Annotated in this window: 15 protein-coding genes; 14 read left to right on the forward strand and 1 reads right to left on the reverse strand. The window is 72.5% G+C overall.

Going from position 1 to position 17189, the window contains the following annotated elements:
• Positions 1-340 precede the first annotated feature (340 nt).
• The 3 genes from DFJ66_RS18925 to DFJ66_RS18935 all read left to right on the forward strand — a co-directional run bounded on the left by DFJ66_RS18925 (position 341) and on the right by DFJ66_RS18935 (position 4361).
• Entirely contained in the window at positions 341-1981 is a 1641-nt protein-coding gene (locus tag DFJ66_RS18925; RefSeq protein WP_246029815.1) for a DEAD/DEAH box helicase, read from the forward strand.
• Between the two features lie 81 nt (positions 1982-2062).
• A complete protein-coding gene (locus DFJ66_RS18930) occupies positions 2063-3433 on the forward strand; it encodes an Rv3212 family protein (RefSeq protein ID WP_121222867.1) in 1371 nt (456 codons plus the stop codon).
• 52 nt (positions 3434-3485) lie between these two features.
• Complete coding sequence (locus DFJ66_RS18935; protein ID WP_121222869.1) at positions 3486-4361, forward strand: alpha/beta fold hydrolase; 876 nt, start codon at positions 3486-3488, stop codon at positions 4359-4361.
• A gap of 726 nt (positions 4362-5087) precedes the next feature.
• Here DFJ66_RS18935 and DFJ66_RS18940 read toward each other — a convergent pair.
• Entirely contained in the window at positions 5088-5759 is a 672-nt protein-coding gene (locus DFJ66_RS18940; protein ID WP_121222871.1) for a prepilin peptidase, read from the reverse strand.
• A 221-nt stretch (positions 5760-5980) separates the two neighbouring features.
• Between DFJ66_RS18940 and DFJ66_RS18945 the strand changes: the two genes are divergently transcribed.
• The 11 genes from DFJ66_RS18945 to DFJ66_RS18995 all read left to right on the forward strand — a co-directional run bounded on the left by DFJ66_RS18945 (position 5981) and on the right by DFJ66_RS18995 (position 17046).
• A complete protein-coding gene (locus tag DFJ66_RS18945) occupies positions 5981-6175 on the forward strand; it encodes a Flp family type IVb pilin (protein ID WP_121222873.1) in 195 nt (64 codons plus the stop codon).
• Positions 6176-6272: 97 nt separating this feature from the next.
• Positions 6273-6668: a TadE/TadG family type IV pilus assembly protein gene (locus DFJ66_RS18950; RefSeq protein WP_121222875.1), complete on the forward strand. Its 396-nt coding sequence runs from the start codon at positions 6273-6275 to the stop codon at positions 6666-6668.
• Entirely contained in the window at positions 6656-7720 is a 1065-nt protein-coding gene (locus DFJ66_RS18955; RefSeq protein WP_121222877.1) for a pilus assembly protein TadG-related protein, read from the forward strand. Before DFJ66_RS18950 ends, DFJ66_RS18955 begins: the two co-directional genes overlap by 13 nt.
• A 13-nt stretch (positions 7721-7733) precedes the next feature.
• Complete coding sequence (gene cpaB / locus DFJ66_RS18960; RefSeq protein ID WP_121222879.1) at positions 7734-8486, forward strand: Flp pilus assembly protein CpaB; 753 nt, start codon at positions 7734-7736, stop codon at positions 8484-8486.
• 5 nt (positions 8487-8491) lie between these two features.
• Positions 8492-9643 (forward strand): CpaE/TadZ family protein, encoded by a 1152-nt coding sequence (locus DFJ66_RS18965; protein ID WP_121222881.1) that lies wholly within the window; start codon positions 8492-8494, stop codon positions 9641-9643.
• On the forward strand, positions 9640-10998 hold the full coding sequence (locus DFJ66_RS18970; RefSeq protein ID WP_121222883.1) for a TadA family conjugal transfer-associated ATPase: 1359 nt from the start codon (positions 9640-9642) through the stop codon (positions 10996-10998). The genes DFJ66_RS18965 and DFJ66_RS18970 overlap by 4 nt, the downstream gene beginning before the upstream one ends.
• Complete coding sequence (locus DFJ66_RS18975; RefSeq protein WP_121222885.1) at positions 10995-12857, forward strand: VWA domain-containing protein; 1863 nt, start codon at positions 10995-10997, stop codon at positions 12855-12857. Before DFJ66_RS18970 ends, DFJ66_RS18975 begins: the two co-directional genes overlap by 4 nt.
• 1 nt (position 12858) lies before the next feature.
• Positions 12859-13758: a type II secretion system F family protein gene (locus tag DFJ66_RS18980; protein WP_121222887.1), complete on the forward strand. Its 900-nt coding sequence runs from the start codon at positions 12859-12861 to the stop codon at positions 13756-13758.
• A 121-nt stretch (positions 13759-13879) separates the two neighbouring features.
• Entirely contained in the window at positions 13880-14527 is a 648-nt protein-coding gene (locus DFJ66_RS18985) for a response regulator transcription factor (RefSeq protein WP_121222889.1), read from the forward strand.
• 333 nt (positions 14528-14860) lie between these two features.
• The gene (locus DFJ66_RS43535; RefSeq protein ID WP_211351227.1) at positions 14861-15688 is read left to right on the forward strand and encodes a hypothetical protein; all 828 of its coding nucleotides are present in this window, start codon (positions 14861-14863) and stop codon (positions 15686-15688) included.
• Complete coding sequence (locus DFJ66_RS18995; RefSeq protein WP_121222891.1) at positions 15685-17046, forward strand: hypothetical protein; 1362 nt, start codon at positions 15685-15687, stop codon at positions 17044-17046. The genes DFJ66_RS43535 and DFJ66_RS18995 overlap by 4 nt, the downstream gene beginning before the upstream one ends.
• Positions 17047-17189 lie beyond the last annotated feature (143 nt).

Genomic DNA, 17189 nt, shown 5'->3' on the forward strand with positions numbered 1-17189 from the left:
GCGAGTGGTTTTCACAACACCGCAGGCGTGCAAGTCCGCAGGTACCCAGCCTGTTCCACCCCAATCGGCCTAAGCGCCGGGTAGACTCGCGCCTTGACGCCCGGCGCGGCGCGGCCCAGAAGGGGCTCGCAGCGGTGCCGCCGGCTGAAACTACGGCGGCACCGTGCCGCCCGGAGAGGGTGCGCGCATACCTCGCAGGCCCTCCCGCGCCACTGCCCGGCCGCTCCCCAACGGCCGAGAGGCGGCAGGCGTGGTCGAGCGGCCCGTACAGGCCGTGCGCGCTGGTACGAGAGAGGCGATCACCCTGACCGCGACGAACGAACGAACGCACCTCGATCCGGTGACCCTGGAGCACTCCGAGGCCGGAGTGCCCGAAGAGGACACCTCCCACCCGCTGGTCGCGAACGCGCCGGTCCGCACCGACTCCCCGACGTTCACCGAGATGGGTGTGCGCGAGGAGATCGTGCGGGCGCTGGCCGAGGCCGGCATCGAACGGGCCTTCGCCATCCAGGAGCTGACGCTCCCGCTGGCCCTGGCCGGTGACGACGTCATCGGGCAGGCCCGCACGGGCACCGGCAAGACCCTGGGGTTCGGCATCCCGCTGCTCCAGCGCATCACCGTCCCGGGTGATGGCACCCCGCAGGCGCTGGTCGTCGTGCCGACCCGCGAGCTGTGCCTGCAGGTCACCCACGACCTGACCGACGCGTCCAAGCACCTGGGCATCCGCGTGCTGGCCATCTACGGCGGCCGGCCCTACGAGCCGCAGATCGCGGCCCTGCGCAAGGGCGTGGACGTCGTCGTCGGCACCCCGGGCCGCCTGCTGGACCTGGCCGAGCAGCGCCACCTGGTGCTGGGCAAGGTCCGCGGCCTGGTGCTGGACGAGGCCGACGAGATGCTCGACCTGGGCTTCCTGCCCGACATCGAGCGCATCCTGCGCATGGTGCCCGACGAGCGGCAGACCATGCTGTTCTCGGCGACCATGCCCGGCCCGATCATCACGCTGGCCCGCACGTTCCTCAACCAGCCCACGCACGTCCGGGCCGAGGAGAACGACGCCGGCGCGATCCACGAGCGCACCGAGCAGTTCGTCTACCGCGCGCACGCGCTGGACAAGACCGAACTGCTGGCCCGCGCCCTCCAGGCCCGCGAGCGCGGCCTGTCCATGATCTTCGCCCGCACCAAGCGCACCGCGCAGAAGGTCGCCGACGAGCTGGTGGAACGCGGTTTCGCCGCCGCCGCCGTGCACGGCGACCTGGGCCAGGGCGCCCGCGAGCAGGCCCTGCGGGCGTTCCGCAGCGGCAAGATCGACGTGCTGGTGGCCACCGACGTGGCCGCGCGCGGCATCGACGTCGAGGGCGTCACGCACGTGATCAACTACCAGTGCCCCGAGGACGAGAAGACCTACGTGCACCGCATCGGCCGCACCGGCCGCGCGGGCCGCACGGGTGTCGCCGTCACGCTCGTGGACTGGGACGAGATCCCCCGCTGGAAGTCCATCAGCGACGCGCTGGGCCTGGACAAGCCGGAGCCGGTGGAGACGTACTCGACGTCGGACCACCTGTTCGCCGACCTGGACATCCCCGCGGGCTCCACCGGCCGCCTGCCGCTGGGCCTGCGCACCCGCGCCGGTCTGGCCGCCGAGGTCGAGGAGGACCTGAGCGGCGGCAAGGGCAAGTCCCGCAAGCGCCGTCGCCGCAGCTCGGGCTCCGGTTCGGGCTCCGCCTCCGGCTCGGGTGACACCCCGCAGGCCGAGGAGGCGGCGGAGGACACCACCCGCCCGCGCCGCTCCCGCACCCGCACCCGCCGTCGCGGCGGTGTCGTGGTGAACGGCGAGAACGACAGCGCGAGCTCGGACACCCCCGCCGAGCCCAAGTCCGAGCAGTCGGCCGAGAGCTCCTCGGACCGCCCCCGCCGCCGTCGCCGTCGCCGTTCGGGTGCGGAGACCGGCGGTTCCGCAGACGCCGTCTCGTCGGCAGACTGACGCCTTACACGGATCACCGGCCACGTGCGGCAGCATGTGGCCGGACAGATCACCCCACCGAAACGCAGCGGGAGCCGGGCAGTGGGTCAGCCGGAGCAGGCGGAGTCGAACGGTCAGGTCGCGGTGGACGCCACGACCGACGACGCACCCGCGGACGTCGCCGAGCACGAGACCGGGCACGCGCCCGCCGAGGACGTGCTGGGCGACGAGCCGACCCCACCGGTCGACGACGAACCCGTCCTGCCCGCCCGGTCGTGGCGGCGGCCCGGGGACTGGGTGGCGTTGACGCTGCTCGTCGTCGTGGTGCTGGCGGCGAGCCTGCTGGTGTGGACGTTCAGCGACGCCCGCAACACGGTGTCGCAGACGGGTCCGAGCCAGGTCACGCCGCTGCCGCCGGTGACGGTGCTGCCGCCGTCCATGGGCGAGGTGTGGCGCGCGCCCAGCGCCGCCACCCAGCAGCCGGTCAGCCTGGACTCGGTGGTCGTGACCGGTGACGGCGGCGAGGTCGTCGGCCGGGACGCGGTGACCGGCGACGTCCGCTGGCGCTACAGCCGCGACTGGCCGCTGTGCACGGTGAGCACGGCGTGGGGCCGGGTGTTCGCCCTGTACCGCAAGGACACCAACTGCTCGGAGCTGACCACGCTGGACGCGGCGTCGGGCAAGCGCGGCCCGCAGCGCAACGGCGACGCCGCCCTGGACAGCCGCCTGCTCAACGAGGGTTCGCACGTCCTGGCCACCGGCGAGACGTACTTCGAGGTCTACCGGCGCGACGACCTGGTCCGGTCGCTGGAGTACGGCACCCTGCGGGCCATCGTGAACCCCGGCAAGCAGCCCCGACCGGGCTGCCAGTACGGGTCGTTCGCGGTGACCGGCGGCAAGGTGGCGGTGATCGAGCGCTGCTACGCGCAGGACCCGTCGGACCGGTTGACCGTGCTCAAGCCCAACCCGGAGAAGTCCGACGAGCCGCAGGTGCTCAGCACGACCATCGTCGGCGTCAAGGGCGCGCGGGTGATCGCGGTCAGCGGCAACCGGGTGGCGGTGGCGGTGCCGGGCAAGGTGCAGGTGTTCGACACCGACTCGAGCAGCCTGATCGCGGAGTACCCGGTCGAGGTGACCGCGGCCGAGCTGGCGGGCGACCCGCCGGGCCGAGTGGTGCCCACGATGACCAGCACGGCGAACATCTACTGGTTCACCGGGTCGCGGACGGTGGCGCTGTCGCTGATCGACCTCAAGCCGGTGTGGTCCATGCCGTCGAAGGGTCCGGGCACGACGCTCGCCGGCCGGGCCCTGGTGCCGGTGCCGGGCGCGCTGGCGGTGGTGGACCAGGTCACCGGCCAGGAGGTGGGCCGCATCCCGGTCGACCGGGGCGGCTACGACGGCCCGGTCCTGATGGCCACCGAGGGCCCGTTCGTGCTGGAACAACGCGGGGACACCCTGGTCGCGCTCCGGTAGCCCGCCGAACTCGACCACGCGCGAGGGCGCTCGGTGCGGCACACTTCGAGGGGTGTACTCGCAGCTCAGCCCTCACCGCGCGCACCGGGTCGACCTGCCGGGCCGCTACGGCCCGGTAGCGGCGCTGCGCGCACCCGCCGCCGGCGTCGACCTGGGTGCGACGGCGCTGCTGGTGCCGGGTTACACGGGTTCCAAAGAGGATTTCGCACCGATGATCGACCCGATCTCGGACGCGGGCCTGGAGGTCGTGGCGATCGACCTGCCCGGCCAGTACGAGTCCGCCGGCCCGACCGCCGAGGCCGACTACCGCCCGGGTCCCCTGGGTGCGGCGCTGGCGGAACTGGTCGGCAAGCTCACCGCCGAGGGCCGCCGGGTCCTGCTGCTGGGCCACTCGTACGGCGGCCTGGTCGCCCGCGGCGCGGTGCTGGCGGGCGCCCCGATCACCGGCCTGGTCCTGCTGTCGTCGGGACCGTCCGAGCTGCCCCCGGGCGAACGCCGCACGGCCCTGGACTACGGCGAGATCACCATGCGCGAACAGGGCATCGAGGCGTCCCAGCAGCTCAACGAGGTCCGCGCCGCCCTGCACCCGAGGTGGTCGCTGATCCCGCAGGAGCTGAAGGACTTCTACCGCGAGCGCTTCCTCCGCTCCAGCCCGGCGGGCCTGCTCGGCATGGGCGACTCCCTGCGCACCGAGCCGGACCTGGTGGCCAAGCTGGCCCGAACCCTGCGCGCGACGTGCGTGCCGTGCCTGGTGGTGTGCGGTGAGCTGGACGACGCCTGGTCGGCGGCGGCCCAACGCGACATGGCCGAACGCCTGGACGCGGACTTCGCGGTGCTGAAGGGCGTCATGCACTCGCCGAACACCGAAGCCCCGAAGGAACTCCTGGCCACCCTGCTGCCGACTTGGCGAGCCTGGCTCTCCGCCTAGCCGATCTTCACGCGCGCAGCGCGGCCTCTTCGGCAGAGCCGGCGAGCGGCAGTCCACCCGCCTTGCCGGGTGGCAGTCCCCGGCGAAGCCGGCGAGTCGGCAGTCCACCGGAGGGGACACAACTCAACTCGGGCTTCTTGCTTTTGTCATCTCCGTATGGCCTGCCCGAAGGGCTACCACATTTTCCAGGGGTTGCAGCCGAAAGTTTTGCGAGGAACGAGCAAAAGTTTTAGCGGCAACCCCTGGAAAATGTGGTAGGCTCCGCCAGGCCATACGGAGATGACAAAAGCAAGAAGCCCCCGCCGTTGCAGTTGAGTCATCTTTGGTGGCCTGCCCGCCGGCGAGGCGCTTTTCGCTTTTAAGAGCTTTGAACCGGAACGCTTCGCTCTCAAGCCGAACGCGCTTCGCGCTGGTAAGCGCTGCGCGCTCGAAAGATCAAAAGATGAAAAGCGGCGCTCGCCGCGCGGCAGGCCGCCAGCGGGGGGTGAAGGGCGTCGGTTCCCCCGCCGTATGGCCTGGCGGAGCCAACCACAGATTTCCCCGGTGCCGCTAAACTTTTTTGCTCGTTCCTCACAAAAAAGTTCGGCTGCACCGGGGAAATCTGTGGTAGCCCTTCGGGCAGGCCATACGGCGGGGGAACCGAGGCCCTCCACCTGTGGTTGGGACCACGACACCGCGCGCTGCGCGCGCCGAAAAGCAGGCGCTGCGCACGGAAAGCGCCGAGGCCTAGACCGTGACCGCCACCAACGCGCCGACCAGCATGAACGGGCCGAAGGCGAGGGCGTCCCGCGTGGTGATCCGCCGCGCCGCCAACAGCACGACGCCCACGCCCGCCAGTAGCACGAACGCCAGCGCGCCGCCGAGCACCAGCTCCGGCCACCCCAGCCAGCCCAGCGCGAGCCCCAGCACCCCGGCCAGCTTCACGTCCCCCATCCCCACCCCGCCCGGCCGCAGGACCGCCAGCACCAGGTAGACCCCGCCCAGCGCCACACCACCCAGCACCGCACGGCCGAGCGCGGCCCAGTCCCCCGTCATCCCCAGCAACGCCACCACCACCGGGTACGCGGGCAGGGTCAGTCGGTCAGGTAGGCGTTCCACTGCCACATCGACCAGGGCCAGCACCACCCCCAGCACGCCGAGGAACGCAAACGCGGCCAGTTCCGGCCGACCGGCGAACCTGGCGGCCAGCAACGCCACCACGGCGGCGGTGAACCACTCCAGCCGCGGCCCCAGCGCCCGGCCGCAGCACCGCCCGGTCCAGCCGACCCGGCCGCCGCACACCGGGCACCCGCGGTCGGGTTCGCCGGCCGGTACCGCCAGTCGGTGCACCACCCCGCGTGCCACGGCACCGGCCGGCAGCCCGGCGATGGCACCGGAAACAGCCCACTCCACGTCCATGCGCGGGACGGTAAGCCCGGGAGGACGTTCGACGGAACGTGACGGCGGCAAGTCCGACCGGTCGGTGGCGGATGTCGGCCGATCGACCGACATGTCCTCCGGACCAGCGGTTCGTTACAGCTCTTCGCCCGATACCGCCGACCCGGCCCGCTCACGGAGAGTTTCCGCTGTCACAACCGCCCGGCGGCCTCTCCGCCGGCTCAACCCACCAGGAGACCGCCATGCTCACGGTGCTGCTGTTCGTGCGGAACTTCCTCGAAGACCGGCTGCCCAAGTCCGACCGCGGCGCCACCGCCGTGGAGTACGGCCTGATGGTGGCCCTGATCGCGGTGGCGATCATCGCGACGGTCACCGCGGTCGGCGACGAGCTGAACACCCTGTTCGAGGACGTGGTCGACGGCCTCAACGGCCCCTGACACCCGCCACCCCAGGACCCCGAGCCCGCCCGGACAGCCCCACCGGGCGGGCTCGACCCCATCCAGGGCTCGATCCGATCCAGCGGAGGTTCCCGCCATGCGCACCGACGACCGGGGTGCGGCGGCCGTCGAGTTCGCGCTGCTGCTCCCGATCCTCCTGCTCCTCGTCCTGGGCCTGGTCGACTTCGGCCGTGCGCTCAACGCCCAGGTCACGCTCACCCAGGCGGCCCGCGAGGGCGCGCGGGTGGCGGCGTTGAAGAAGCCGAACGTCGTCACCCGCACCCAGGACGCCGCCACCAACCTCGACGGCGTGGCGGTCACCGTCACGGCCTGTCCGACGCCGACGTCCCCGACCGCCGACGCGACCGTCACGGCGTCCTACACGTTCGAGTTCATCACCCCGGTCGGCGCGATCGCCGGGCTCTTCGGCGGCGGCGGTTTCGGCGACCCGATCACGTTGACCGCGCAGGGGGTCATGCCATGCGAAGCCTGAACAACGAGCGCGGCGCGATCGCGGTGCTCGTCGGCGTGCTCCTCGGTGGCGCGGCGCTGATCGGCATCGGCGCGCTGGTCGTGGACGCCGGTCGTCTCTACCAGGAACGGGCGGAGCTCCAGAACGGTGCGGACGCCGGTGCGCTCGCCGTCGCGCGCAGCTGCGCGGCGGGCACGTGCGACACGTCCAAAGCGGACACCTACGCCGACCTCAACGCCAAAGACGGCCTGTCCACAGTGGACACGGTCTGCGGCTCGGGTGGCACGTTGACCTCCTGCCCCGCCACCACGGGCGACATCACCGACTGCCCGGCGGCCCCCACCTCCGGCAAGTACGTGGACGTCCACACCTCCACCCTGACCGACACCGGCACGCTCCTCCCGCCCGACTTCTCCCGCTCCCTCCTGGGCAACGAGTCCTTCGAGGGCGCGGGGTCGAAGGCGTGCGCCCGTGCCGCCTGGGGACCGCCCGCGTCGGCCACCACGGTCGCCATGACCATCTCCTACTGCGAGTGGCAGCAGGCGACGGCGAGCGGCACGTCCTTCGCCCCGCCACCGCCGGCCGTCCCGCCGGTCAGCGCCGACCGGGTGCTCAAGCTGCACGACCCCAGCAAGCCCACGACCTGCCCAGGCGGTGCGGCGGGCGCTGACGGGCCGGGCATGTTCGGCTGGGTGGACGACGCAGACGGCGACTGCAAGGCGTTCGTCAGCGGCGGCACCTACAGCGCGGACACGGGCGTCTCGGCGGGCAAGTCCTGCCAGGCCGCGTTGGCGGAAGCGCAGGCCAACCGGACCGTCGTCTACGTCCCCGTCTACACGAGCGTGACGGGCACCGGCACCGGAGGCACCTACGCGCTCAAGGGCTTCGCCGCCTTCGTGGTCACCGGCTACTACCTGCCCAGCTTCAAGGCCTCCGACTGGCTCAACCCCAAGAACGACTGCAAGGGCGCGGAGAAGTGCGTCAACGGCTACTTCACCCAGGGCCTGCTGCCCTCCGCCGGGACCATCGGCGGCCCCGACCTGGGTGTCGACATCGTGCAGCTGACCGGCTGAGGAGAGATCACCCATGAAACGTCGCATGCTCGTCATCGGCCTCGCCGTCCTGCTCGCGGTCGTCGGCACGGTCGGGGTCCTGCTCTACGTGCGCGCCGCCGACGACCGCGCGTTGGCGGGCCGGGAAGCGGTCACCGTGCTGGTGGCCGGCAAGCGCATCCCGGCCGGCACGTCCGCCCGATCCGCCCAGGACGCCGGTCTGCTGCGCAGCGAGAAGATGCCCGCCGGGACCGTGCCGGAGGACGCGCTCAAGTCGACGGGCGAGGTCGGCGAACTGGTCGTCTCGTCGGACGTCTCCGCGGGCCAGCTGCTGGTGCGCCCCATGTTCGTCGCCGCCGCCCGGCTCACCGACGGCATCGAGATCCCCGAGGGCAAGATCGCCGTCACCGTGCCCGCCGAGGCGTGGCAGCGGGTCGGCGGCCTGGCCAAGCCGGGTGCGAAGGTCGCGATCTTCGACAGCTTCAACGTCCTGGAGTCCAAGCCGGGCAACACGCCCGCGGGCGACGGGCTGCAGAACCAGCACGACTACAACAAGGCGACCCGGCTGCTGCTGACCGATGTCGAGGTCCTCGCGGTGCAGCAGGAGAAGGCCACCGAGGAGGGCACGGTCGGCAAGGCGCTGGTGACCGTCGCCGTGGACCAGGCGGGCGCGGAGAAGCTCGTCCACGCCCAGCAGACCGGCGCGCTGTACCTGGCGCTGCTGGGTGAGAAACCCGACGTCAAGCCCGGCGCCGGGGTCGACAACCGTTCGGTGTTCGGAGGCTGAGGACGATGGCCATCCTGTGCGAGCGGCCCGAGCGGGCCGCGGACGTGATCGGCGGTATCGGCGGCGACGTCCGGACCGCGGGCGACCTGGCCGAGGCGAGCCGCCTGCTGCACGCCGACGGTGCCGAGACCCTGGTCGTGGTGGGTGCGGAGACCGACGCCGAGGAGGCGCTGGCGTTCGCGGCGCGGCTGCGCGTGGAACGGCCGGCGGTGGGCGTGGTGCTGGTGCGGCGCAAGGTGGACGTGGCGTTGCTGACCCGGGCGTTGCAGGCGGGGGTGCGCGAGGTCGTGCCCGCCGGGGACGTGACGGCGCTGTCCGTGGCGTGCGCGCGGTCGCGGGAGCTGTCGTGGCGGTTCACCGGCGGCCCGTCCGAGCCGGTGCGCGAGGGCCAGGTGGTGACGGTGTTCTCCGCCAAGGGCGGCTGCGGCAAGACCACGCTCGCGGTGAACCTCAGCGCGGTGCTCGCGGCGGGCGGGCAGCGCCGGGTGTGCCTGGTGGACCTGGACCTCGCGTTCGGCGACGTCGGGATCTCCCTCCAGCTCGACCCGGTGCGCACGATCGTGGACGGCCTGGGCATGGTCGGGCACCTCGACGAGCGCGGCGCGGGGTCGCTGCTCACCGAGGCCGGGCCGGGGTTCGCGGCCCTGCTCGCGCCGGTCGAGCCCGGTGACGCCGAGCGCATCCCCGCGCAGCTGGTCGCCGAGCTGCTGGTGGTGCTGCGGGGCATGTTCGACTACGTCGTGGTGGACACGCCGTCGCAGTTCAGCGAGCACGTGCTGGCCGCGATGGACGCCTCCGCGCACCACGTCCTGCTCACCACACCGGACGTGCCCGCGCTGAAGAACCTCCGCGTCACGCTGGACATGCTGGACCTGCTGTCCTACCGGCGGGACATCCGCTCGGTCGTGCTCAACCGGTCCGACGCGAAGGTGGGACTGTCCGAACAGGACGTGGAGCGCGTGGTGCGGGCCCCGATCACCGCGCGCGTGCCGTCCAGCCGGGACGTGCCGATCTCGACCAACCGGGGCGTGCCCATCACGGTGGCCACGCCCGCGCACCCGGTGAGCACGGCCATCGCCCGGTTCGCGCAGGCCAGGGTGCTGGGCGAGCCGGCCGCGCCGGCCCGGCGGTCCTGGCGCAAGCGGGGTGCGGCATGAGCCTCACCGACCGCCTGGCGCAGAGCAGGCCCACCCCCGGCGCACCGGTGACCCCGCGCCGCGCCACCCGCCACGCCGACCCGTTCGGCGCGATCAAGCGCAGTGTCCACCTGGGACTGGTGGACGCGCTCGGCCCGTCGCTCTACGACGCCCACCTGGACCAGGGCGAGCTGGAGCGGCGGGTCCGGCAGACCCTCCAGACCGTGCTGGAACGCGACGAGACGCCGCTGACCGGCGCGGACCGCACCCGCATCGCGCAGGAGGTGGCCGACGAGATCCTGGGCCACGGCCCGCTGGAGCCCTACCTGCGCGACCCGGACGTCTCCGAGATCATGGTCAACGGCCACGACCAGGTCTACGTGGAGCGCGCGGGCCGGCTGGAGCCGGTGGACGCCGCGTTCACCGACGAGAGCCACCTGCGGCGCACCATCGACAAGATCGTCGCCGGGGTCGGCCGCCGCGTGGACGAGGCCAGCCCGATGGTGGACGCCCGCCTGCGCGACGGCAGCCGCGTCAACGCCGTGGTGCCGCCGATCGCCCTGGACGGCTCGCTGCTGACCATCCGCAAGTTCGCCACCGACCCGTTCACCGTGACCGACCTGATCGGCTTCGGCACGCTGACGCCGCAGGTCGCGGCCGTGCTGGAGGCGTGCGTGCGGGGCCGGCTCAACGTCCTGATCGGCGGCGGCACCGGCTCGGGCAAGACCACGAGCCTCAACGTGCTGTCGTCGTTCGTGCCGGCCGACGAGCGGATCGTCACCATCGAGGACGCCGCCGAACTGCAACTGCGGCAGGACCACGTGCTGCGGTTGGAGGCCCGGCCGCCGAACGTGGAGAGCCGGGGCGAGATCGCCGTGCGGGACCTGGTCCGCAACGCCCTGCGGATGCGGCCGGACCGGATCATCATCGGCGAGGTCCGCGACGGCGCGGCGCTGGACATGTTGCAGGCGATGAACACCGGCCACGACGGCTCGATCACCACCGTGCACAGCAACTCGCCCCGGGACTCGTTGGCGCGCTTGGAGACCATGGTGCTGATGGCGGGCGTGGACCTGCCGCAGCGCGCGATCCGGGAGCAGATGGCGTCGGCGATCGACCTGATCGTGCACCAGTCGCGGCTCAAGGACGGCACCCGGCGGATCACGCACGTGACCGAGGTGGTCGGCATGGAGGGCGAAGTCGTCACCCTCCAGGACCTGTTCCTGTTCGACTTCCACGCCGGGGTGGACGAGCACGGCGTGTACCGGGGCGCGTTGCGGGGCACGGGGTTGCGGCCCCGGTTCGCCGAGCGGCTGGCCGACCGGGGTGTGCACCTGCCGCCCGGGACGTTCGCCGGCGGGGAGTTCCTGCGATGAGCCCGGGGCTGCTGGTGCGTCTGGTGCTGGGCGCGGTGCTCGCCGTCGCGGGCCTCGCGTTCTGGGGCACCGCTCGGGCCGACGAGGTGGCGGTGTCGTCGGTGGAAGCCTCGCCCGGCCGGGTCACCTTCGCGCTGACCACGCCGAACCTGGCCGCCGACGCGGTCGAGGTGCGCGCCGGCGACGTGCCGCTGACCGCCCGCGTCACTTCCGCCGACCGCCACGACGCCGACCTGCCGACCCGGGCCGTGGTGCTGGTCGTGGACACCAGCGGGTCGATGGCGGGTGAGCGCATCGCCACCGCCCGCCAGGCCGCGCTGGGCTACGCGAGCAGCGTGCCGGCGGACGTGCGCGTCGGACTGGTCGCGTTCGCCGACTCCCCCGCCCTCCTGGTCGCGCCGACCACCGACCGCGCGGCCCTCGCCGCAGCGCTGGACACCCCGCGCGCCAACGGGAACACCGCGCTGTACGACGCGCTGCCGGTGGCCGTGGCCGCGTTGGACGGCATCGCCCAGCCCCGGCTGGTCGTGCTGTCCGACGGGCAGGACACGTCCAGCCGCACCCAGCTCGACGCCGCCACCGCCCTGCTCGCGGGCCGACCCGTGCCCGCCGACGTCGTGGCGCTGGCCTCCGACGACCCGGCGCTGGGCCGGATCGCGGCGGCGGGCGGCGGGAAGGTGCTCGCGGCGGCCGAGGCGGCCGACCTGGCCGAGGCGTTCGCCGCCGCCGCGCGGACGTTCACCCACCGCGTGGCGGTCGAGGTGGCGGTGCCGGACTCGCTCGCGGGCCGGACCGCCGACCTCACCGTGGTGGCGTCCGCCGGGTCGTCGTCGGTGACCGCGACCGTGCCGGTGGCGTTCGCCGCACTGCCCGCCGCACCGGCGGGACCGACCGCGCCGGCCTGGTCGCTGGAGCTGTGGCTGCTGGTCATCGGCACGTTCACGGCGTTCCTGGTGGCGGCCGTGCTGCTGTTCGGGCTGGTGGGCCGCAAGGAGACCCGTGACCTCGACGACCGGATCGGGCAGTACGGCCGCTCCCGGCCCGCCCCGGAGCACGAGCAGAGCCAGGTGGCGCGCGGCGCGCTGACCGTGACCGACAACCTGCTGGGCGGCAGGGCCGAGGCCATCGCCGCCCGGCTGGACCTCGCGGGCATGGCGATCGGCGCGTCGGAGTGGGCGTTGCTGCGGCTGTGCGGGGCGGTCGTGCTCGGCGTGGTGACCGCGTTGCTGGTGGGCAACCCGTGGCTCGGCGGCCCGCTCGGCGCGCTGGCCGCGGTGCTGGGCACGCACCTGTACGTGAGCTTCCGGATCGGCCGGCGGCGGTCGGCGTTCCGGGACCAGCTGCCGGACGTGCTGCAACTGGTCGCCGGGTCGCTCCAGTCCGGCTTCTCGCTGGCGCAGGCGCTGGACGCGGTGGTGCGGGACGACACCCAGCCGGCGGCGGGCGAGGTGGCCCGCGCGCTGGCCGAGACCCGGGTCGGGGTCGACCTGACCGACGCGCTCGACCGGGTCGCCGACCGGATGACCAGCACGGACCTGAAGTGGATCGTGATGGCCGTGCGCATCCAGCGGTCGGTCGGCGGCAACCTCGCCGAGGTGCTGCTGACCACCGTGGCGACCATGCGGGACCGGGCGCAGACCCGCCGGCAGGTCCACGCGCTCAGCGCCGAGGGCAGGCTGTCGGCCTACATCCTCGTCGCGCTGCCCATCGCGCTGGCGACGTGGCTGGTGCTGACCCGCTACGAGTACATGCGCCCGCTGTTCACCACCGCGATCGGCTGGGTGCTGGTCGGCGGCGCGACCGTGATGGTGGGACTGGGCGCCCTGTGGATGCGCAAGCTCGTGCGCGTGGAGGTGTGACATGGTGCTGCTGCTGGGTGCGCTCGCCGCGCTGGTCCTCGCGATCGTCCTGGGCGCGGTAGCCCTCGCCGGTGGCCCGTCGGGACGCGGCGGCGTCGCGGGCGCCCTGACCGCGATCGAGCACGGCTACTCCCGCACCGCGCCCGAGCAGCCGCCGGCGAAGCGGTCCTTCGAGACCGCGCCCGGCTGGCTGCGGGCGATGGTGCTGCGGCTGTCCCCTTCGGGCGTCGAGGCGACCTTGCAGCGCCGGCTGGACCTGGCGGGCAACCCGCCCGCGTGGACACCGGAGCGTGTGCTGGCGGTGAAGGGCTTCGGGCTGTTCGCGGTGGCCGGGCTGGGCGTGCTGCTCGGGTCCGGGAGCCTGGGCACGGTGCTGCTGTACGGGGCGGGCGGAGCGGTGGCCGGGTTCTTCCTGCCGGACGTGCTGCTGCTCAACGCGGGCCAGAAGCGGCAGGCGAAGATCCGCGACGCCCTCCCCGACGCGCTGGACATGCTCACCGTGTGCGTCGAGGCCGGCCTGGGCTTCGACGCGGCGCTGGCGCAGGTCGCGCGGAACACGCGCGGTCCGCTGGCCGCCGAGTTCGCCCGCGTGCTCCAGGAGACCCAGCTCGGCACGTCCCGCACGCAGGCCCTGCGCGCCACCGCCGAGCGGACCACGGTGGCCGAGCTGCGCACGTTCGTGTCGGCCCTCGTGCAGGCGGGCGAGCTGGGCGTGCCGATCGGCCGGGTGCTGCGCGAGCAGGCCAGGGGGATGCGCGTGCGGCGGCGGCAGCGGGCCGAGGAGCAGGCGCAGAAGGTGCCGGTGAAGATCCTGTTCCCGCTGGTGGTGTGCCTGTTCCCGGCGATCTTCGTGGTCATCCTGGGTCCAGGGGCGATCAGCATCATGCGGTCCCTGTTCTGACCCCGGTCCAGTGAGGACTTTCGACCCCATTCGGGTGAGCTGTGTAACTTCCCGCGGTACTCCGATCGACGTAGCGGTTGACCCTTCACATGACGGACCGTGACGTCCGGCAGGAGGAACCATGGCGATCCGCGTCGTCGTAGTCGACGGTCACACGCTCACCCGGTTCGGTCTGCGCACGCTGACCGCCACCGCCCCCGACATCGAGATCGCCGCCGAGGCGACCACGGCCGCCACCGCCCCCGCCGTCGTCGCCGCGCACACCCCGGACGTCGTCACCATCGACGTCGCCCTCCCGGACGGCGACGGCCTGCGCCTGGCCCGAGACCTGCGCGACCGCCGCGACGACCTGGGCATCGTCATGCTGACCTCGCTCGGCGAGGACGACGTGCTGTTCCGGGCACTGGAAACCGGGACGTCCGCCTTCGTCGCGAAGACCGCACCGGTGGAGGAGGTGCTGGCGGCGATCCGGCACGCGTCAGTCGCCGCCGGCTCGTTCACGGCATCGGGCTTGGCAGGCGCACTGGCCCGCAGACGCACCACCGACGACCGGTTCGCCCTGAGCCCACGCGAACGCGAGGTGCTGACGCTCTTGCGCGACGGCACGTCCATCCCGTCCATCGCGCGCTCTCTGTACGTGAGCCAGTCGACGGCCAAGACCTACGTGTCCCGCCTGTACGAGAAGCTGGGCGCGTCCAACCGCTCACAGGCCCTGATGGCCGCCCTGCGCGCCGGCCTCATCCGCACCGAACAGCCCCACGCGTCCTAGCCCTCCCCCGGCGCATCTCGCCACCGGCGGGGACGTGGGTGACCGGCGCGCTGTTCGGGGCGTTCGCGCTGTTCGGGGCGTTCGCGCTGTTCGGGGCGTTCACGAGGCTTGATGCCTGGCCAGTGGTGTCCCGGACTGTCCCGGACGGCGGTTCCGTTGTGTTCGGACACGTGGACGGTTGTCATCGGCGGTGATCCCGCTGCCGCTGTTTCGGGGCCGACAGGGGTTCCGACGGCGGCGGGGCGAGGGGGATGACCCATGCCGCAGAAACCGGCATCAGCGGTCGGGCGGAAGCCGGCCGTGCCACCGGACGACGGGAGGGGATCGCGGCCCGTGTCGCGCACCCGGTGGATGGGAATCGCGTTGATGTTCACCTCGGCGGCGGCGGTGGCCGCCGTCGCCTACGCCGTGGGGGTCTCGCACGGGGCCGGGGAAGCCCGCGTCGCGCCGGACACCGCGCCGCCGGTGACGCACGAGCAACCGTTGGTCGAGGACGAGTTCGACACGGCCGATCCGGTAGAGCCCGCCGAACCGCCGGTAGTCGCGCCGGAGGAGACGGCGTCCTCGGAGGAGACGGCGTCCTCGGAGCCGGTCGTCGTCGAGGTGCCCGTACCGGTGGAGGTGCCGGTGGAGGTGCCCGTGCCGGTGGAGGTGCCGGTACTCGTCGAGGTTCCGGTCGAGGTGCCTGTTCCGGTCGAGGTGTCCGTTCCGGTGGTGGCCGACGTGGTTGCCGATGTGGTCGACCCGGTGGCGGAGGTCGCGTCCGAGCCGGTGCACATCGAGGCCCCGGCGTCGGCAGGGCTGTCGGACTCCGGGCTGTCGGACACCGGGCTGTCGTCCGCGGGTGGTGCGGACGTCGCGTCCGCTCCGGAGGCCTGGTTCGGCCGGCACGATCAGGACCCGGACACGGTGGAGCTGCGGAGCCCGTACACGCCGGACAAGGTGACGGAGTTCGGCGCGCGGTCCGTGGTCGGACACCGGTCGCCAATCGGACATTGGTCGCCGGTCGAACACCGGTCGCCGGTCGAACACTGGTCGCCGGTCGGACGTGGGCCGTCCGAGCCGCTGCGGATCCTGGACCGCGGTGGGATCGACCCCGGGCTGGTCCCGGTCGGGTCCCCGGATTCCCCGCGGGCCGCGTTCGTGGAGCTGGGCCGATGAGGGCGGTCCTGCGCCGATGGGCGATCCGGTTGCCGATCGCGGCGGTGGTCGCGGCCCTCGCGTTCGGTGGTCTCGCGGAAGGCATCACCACCGCCACCGCGCACGCCGACCCGTACGTCGGCAAGAACCGCAACACCGACGACCCCGACCCGTACGTGGGCAAGCACCGCCAGGGCGGCAAGCACCGCAAGCCCGGCGCGCAGAAGGTCTGGCCGTGGGGCGCGCCCACCGGCGACCACGCCAAAGACGGCCGCTACGTGCGTGCGAAGAACAAGGTCACCGGCATGATCCTCGAAGTGTGGGTGCCCTACGACACCGCGATGAACGACAAGGAGGCCAAGAAGATCGCGCGGTGTTTCGTCAACTGCGTGGCGCGGAAGTTCATCGAGAGCGACGACCCGACTCCGAGCGGTTCGACGCTGGCCAAGTGGGGCGCGGAGTGCGCGGCGAAGTGCCGGGCGGACTACCTGGCGCGCAAGGCGGAGAAGGGTGACGACGACGGCGGCACCGGTGGCACGCCCGCCAAACCGGCCCCCAAGGGCCCGAAGAGCCCGCCGAAGAACCCGTCGGTCGGCAAGGTCGTCGCGAAGCCGGTGGTGCCGAAGGGCAGGTCGGGCCGGGTGAGCGTGCTCGCGCCGCTCGCCGAGGCGGTGGCGCAGGACAACGCCGGACGCGTCGAACGCAAGCAGGCCGAGCTCTACGAGCGGGCGTTGCGCGATCCGAAGCTCCGCAAGGAGATCATCGCCGACTACAACCGCCTGAAGGACAACTCGCCGCTCGACGACCTGGTCCGCGACTTCCAGAACGGCGGGAAGGGCTTCAACCAGAACGACACGATGGCCATCGGCAAGAAGCTGGTCGAGGCCCAGAAGGGCATGGACAAGGCGAAGAAGGCCGCGGACACGTCCAACGCCGACCCCTCGTACCGACACGCGCGCAAGGTCTGCAACGGCTACGACACGTGCGTCCGCGACGTCACCGACAAGAACCGCAAGAAGGTCGCCGACGCCGCCAAGAAGGCGAAGAAGTCCAACGACGACCCGGTCTACCAACACGCGCGCAGCGTCTGCGGCGGCTACGACACGTGCGTCCGCGACGTGACCAGGAAGAACCGCAAGAACATCGCCGACGCCGAGAAGAAGGCCAAGAAGTCCAACGCCGACCCGGCCTACCTCCAGGCTCGGCGTGAGTGCGGCGGCTACGACACCTGCGTCAAGCAGCGCGTGAAGAAGCTGCGCGAGCAGGCCGCGAAGCCGACGACCCGCGGTACGCCGACGGGGAAGCCCGCGAAGCAACCCAAGAAGGAGCGGGTGGACAAGGAAGACAAGCACTACGGCAAGCAGGCCACCAAGAAGTAGGGGGTGGCCGAACCCTTCCCGATGTCGGTCCGATGCCGGGAAGGCGGGATCGTCTGGGCCGATCGGCGACAGCGCCGCCTTCCCGCATCAACTGGTGGCACCAGGCTGAGCACCGACAGGCGGGGTGCGCCGACGGCCACACC

The organism is Saccharothrix variisporea (assembly GCF_003634995.1).
GTDB lineage: Bacteria > Actinomycetota > Actinomycetes > Mycobacteriales > Pseudonocardiaceae > Actinosynnema > Actinosynnema variisporeum.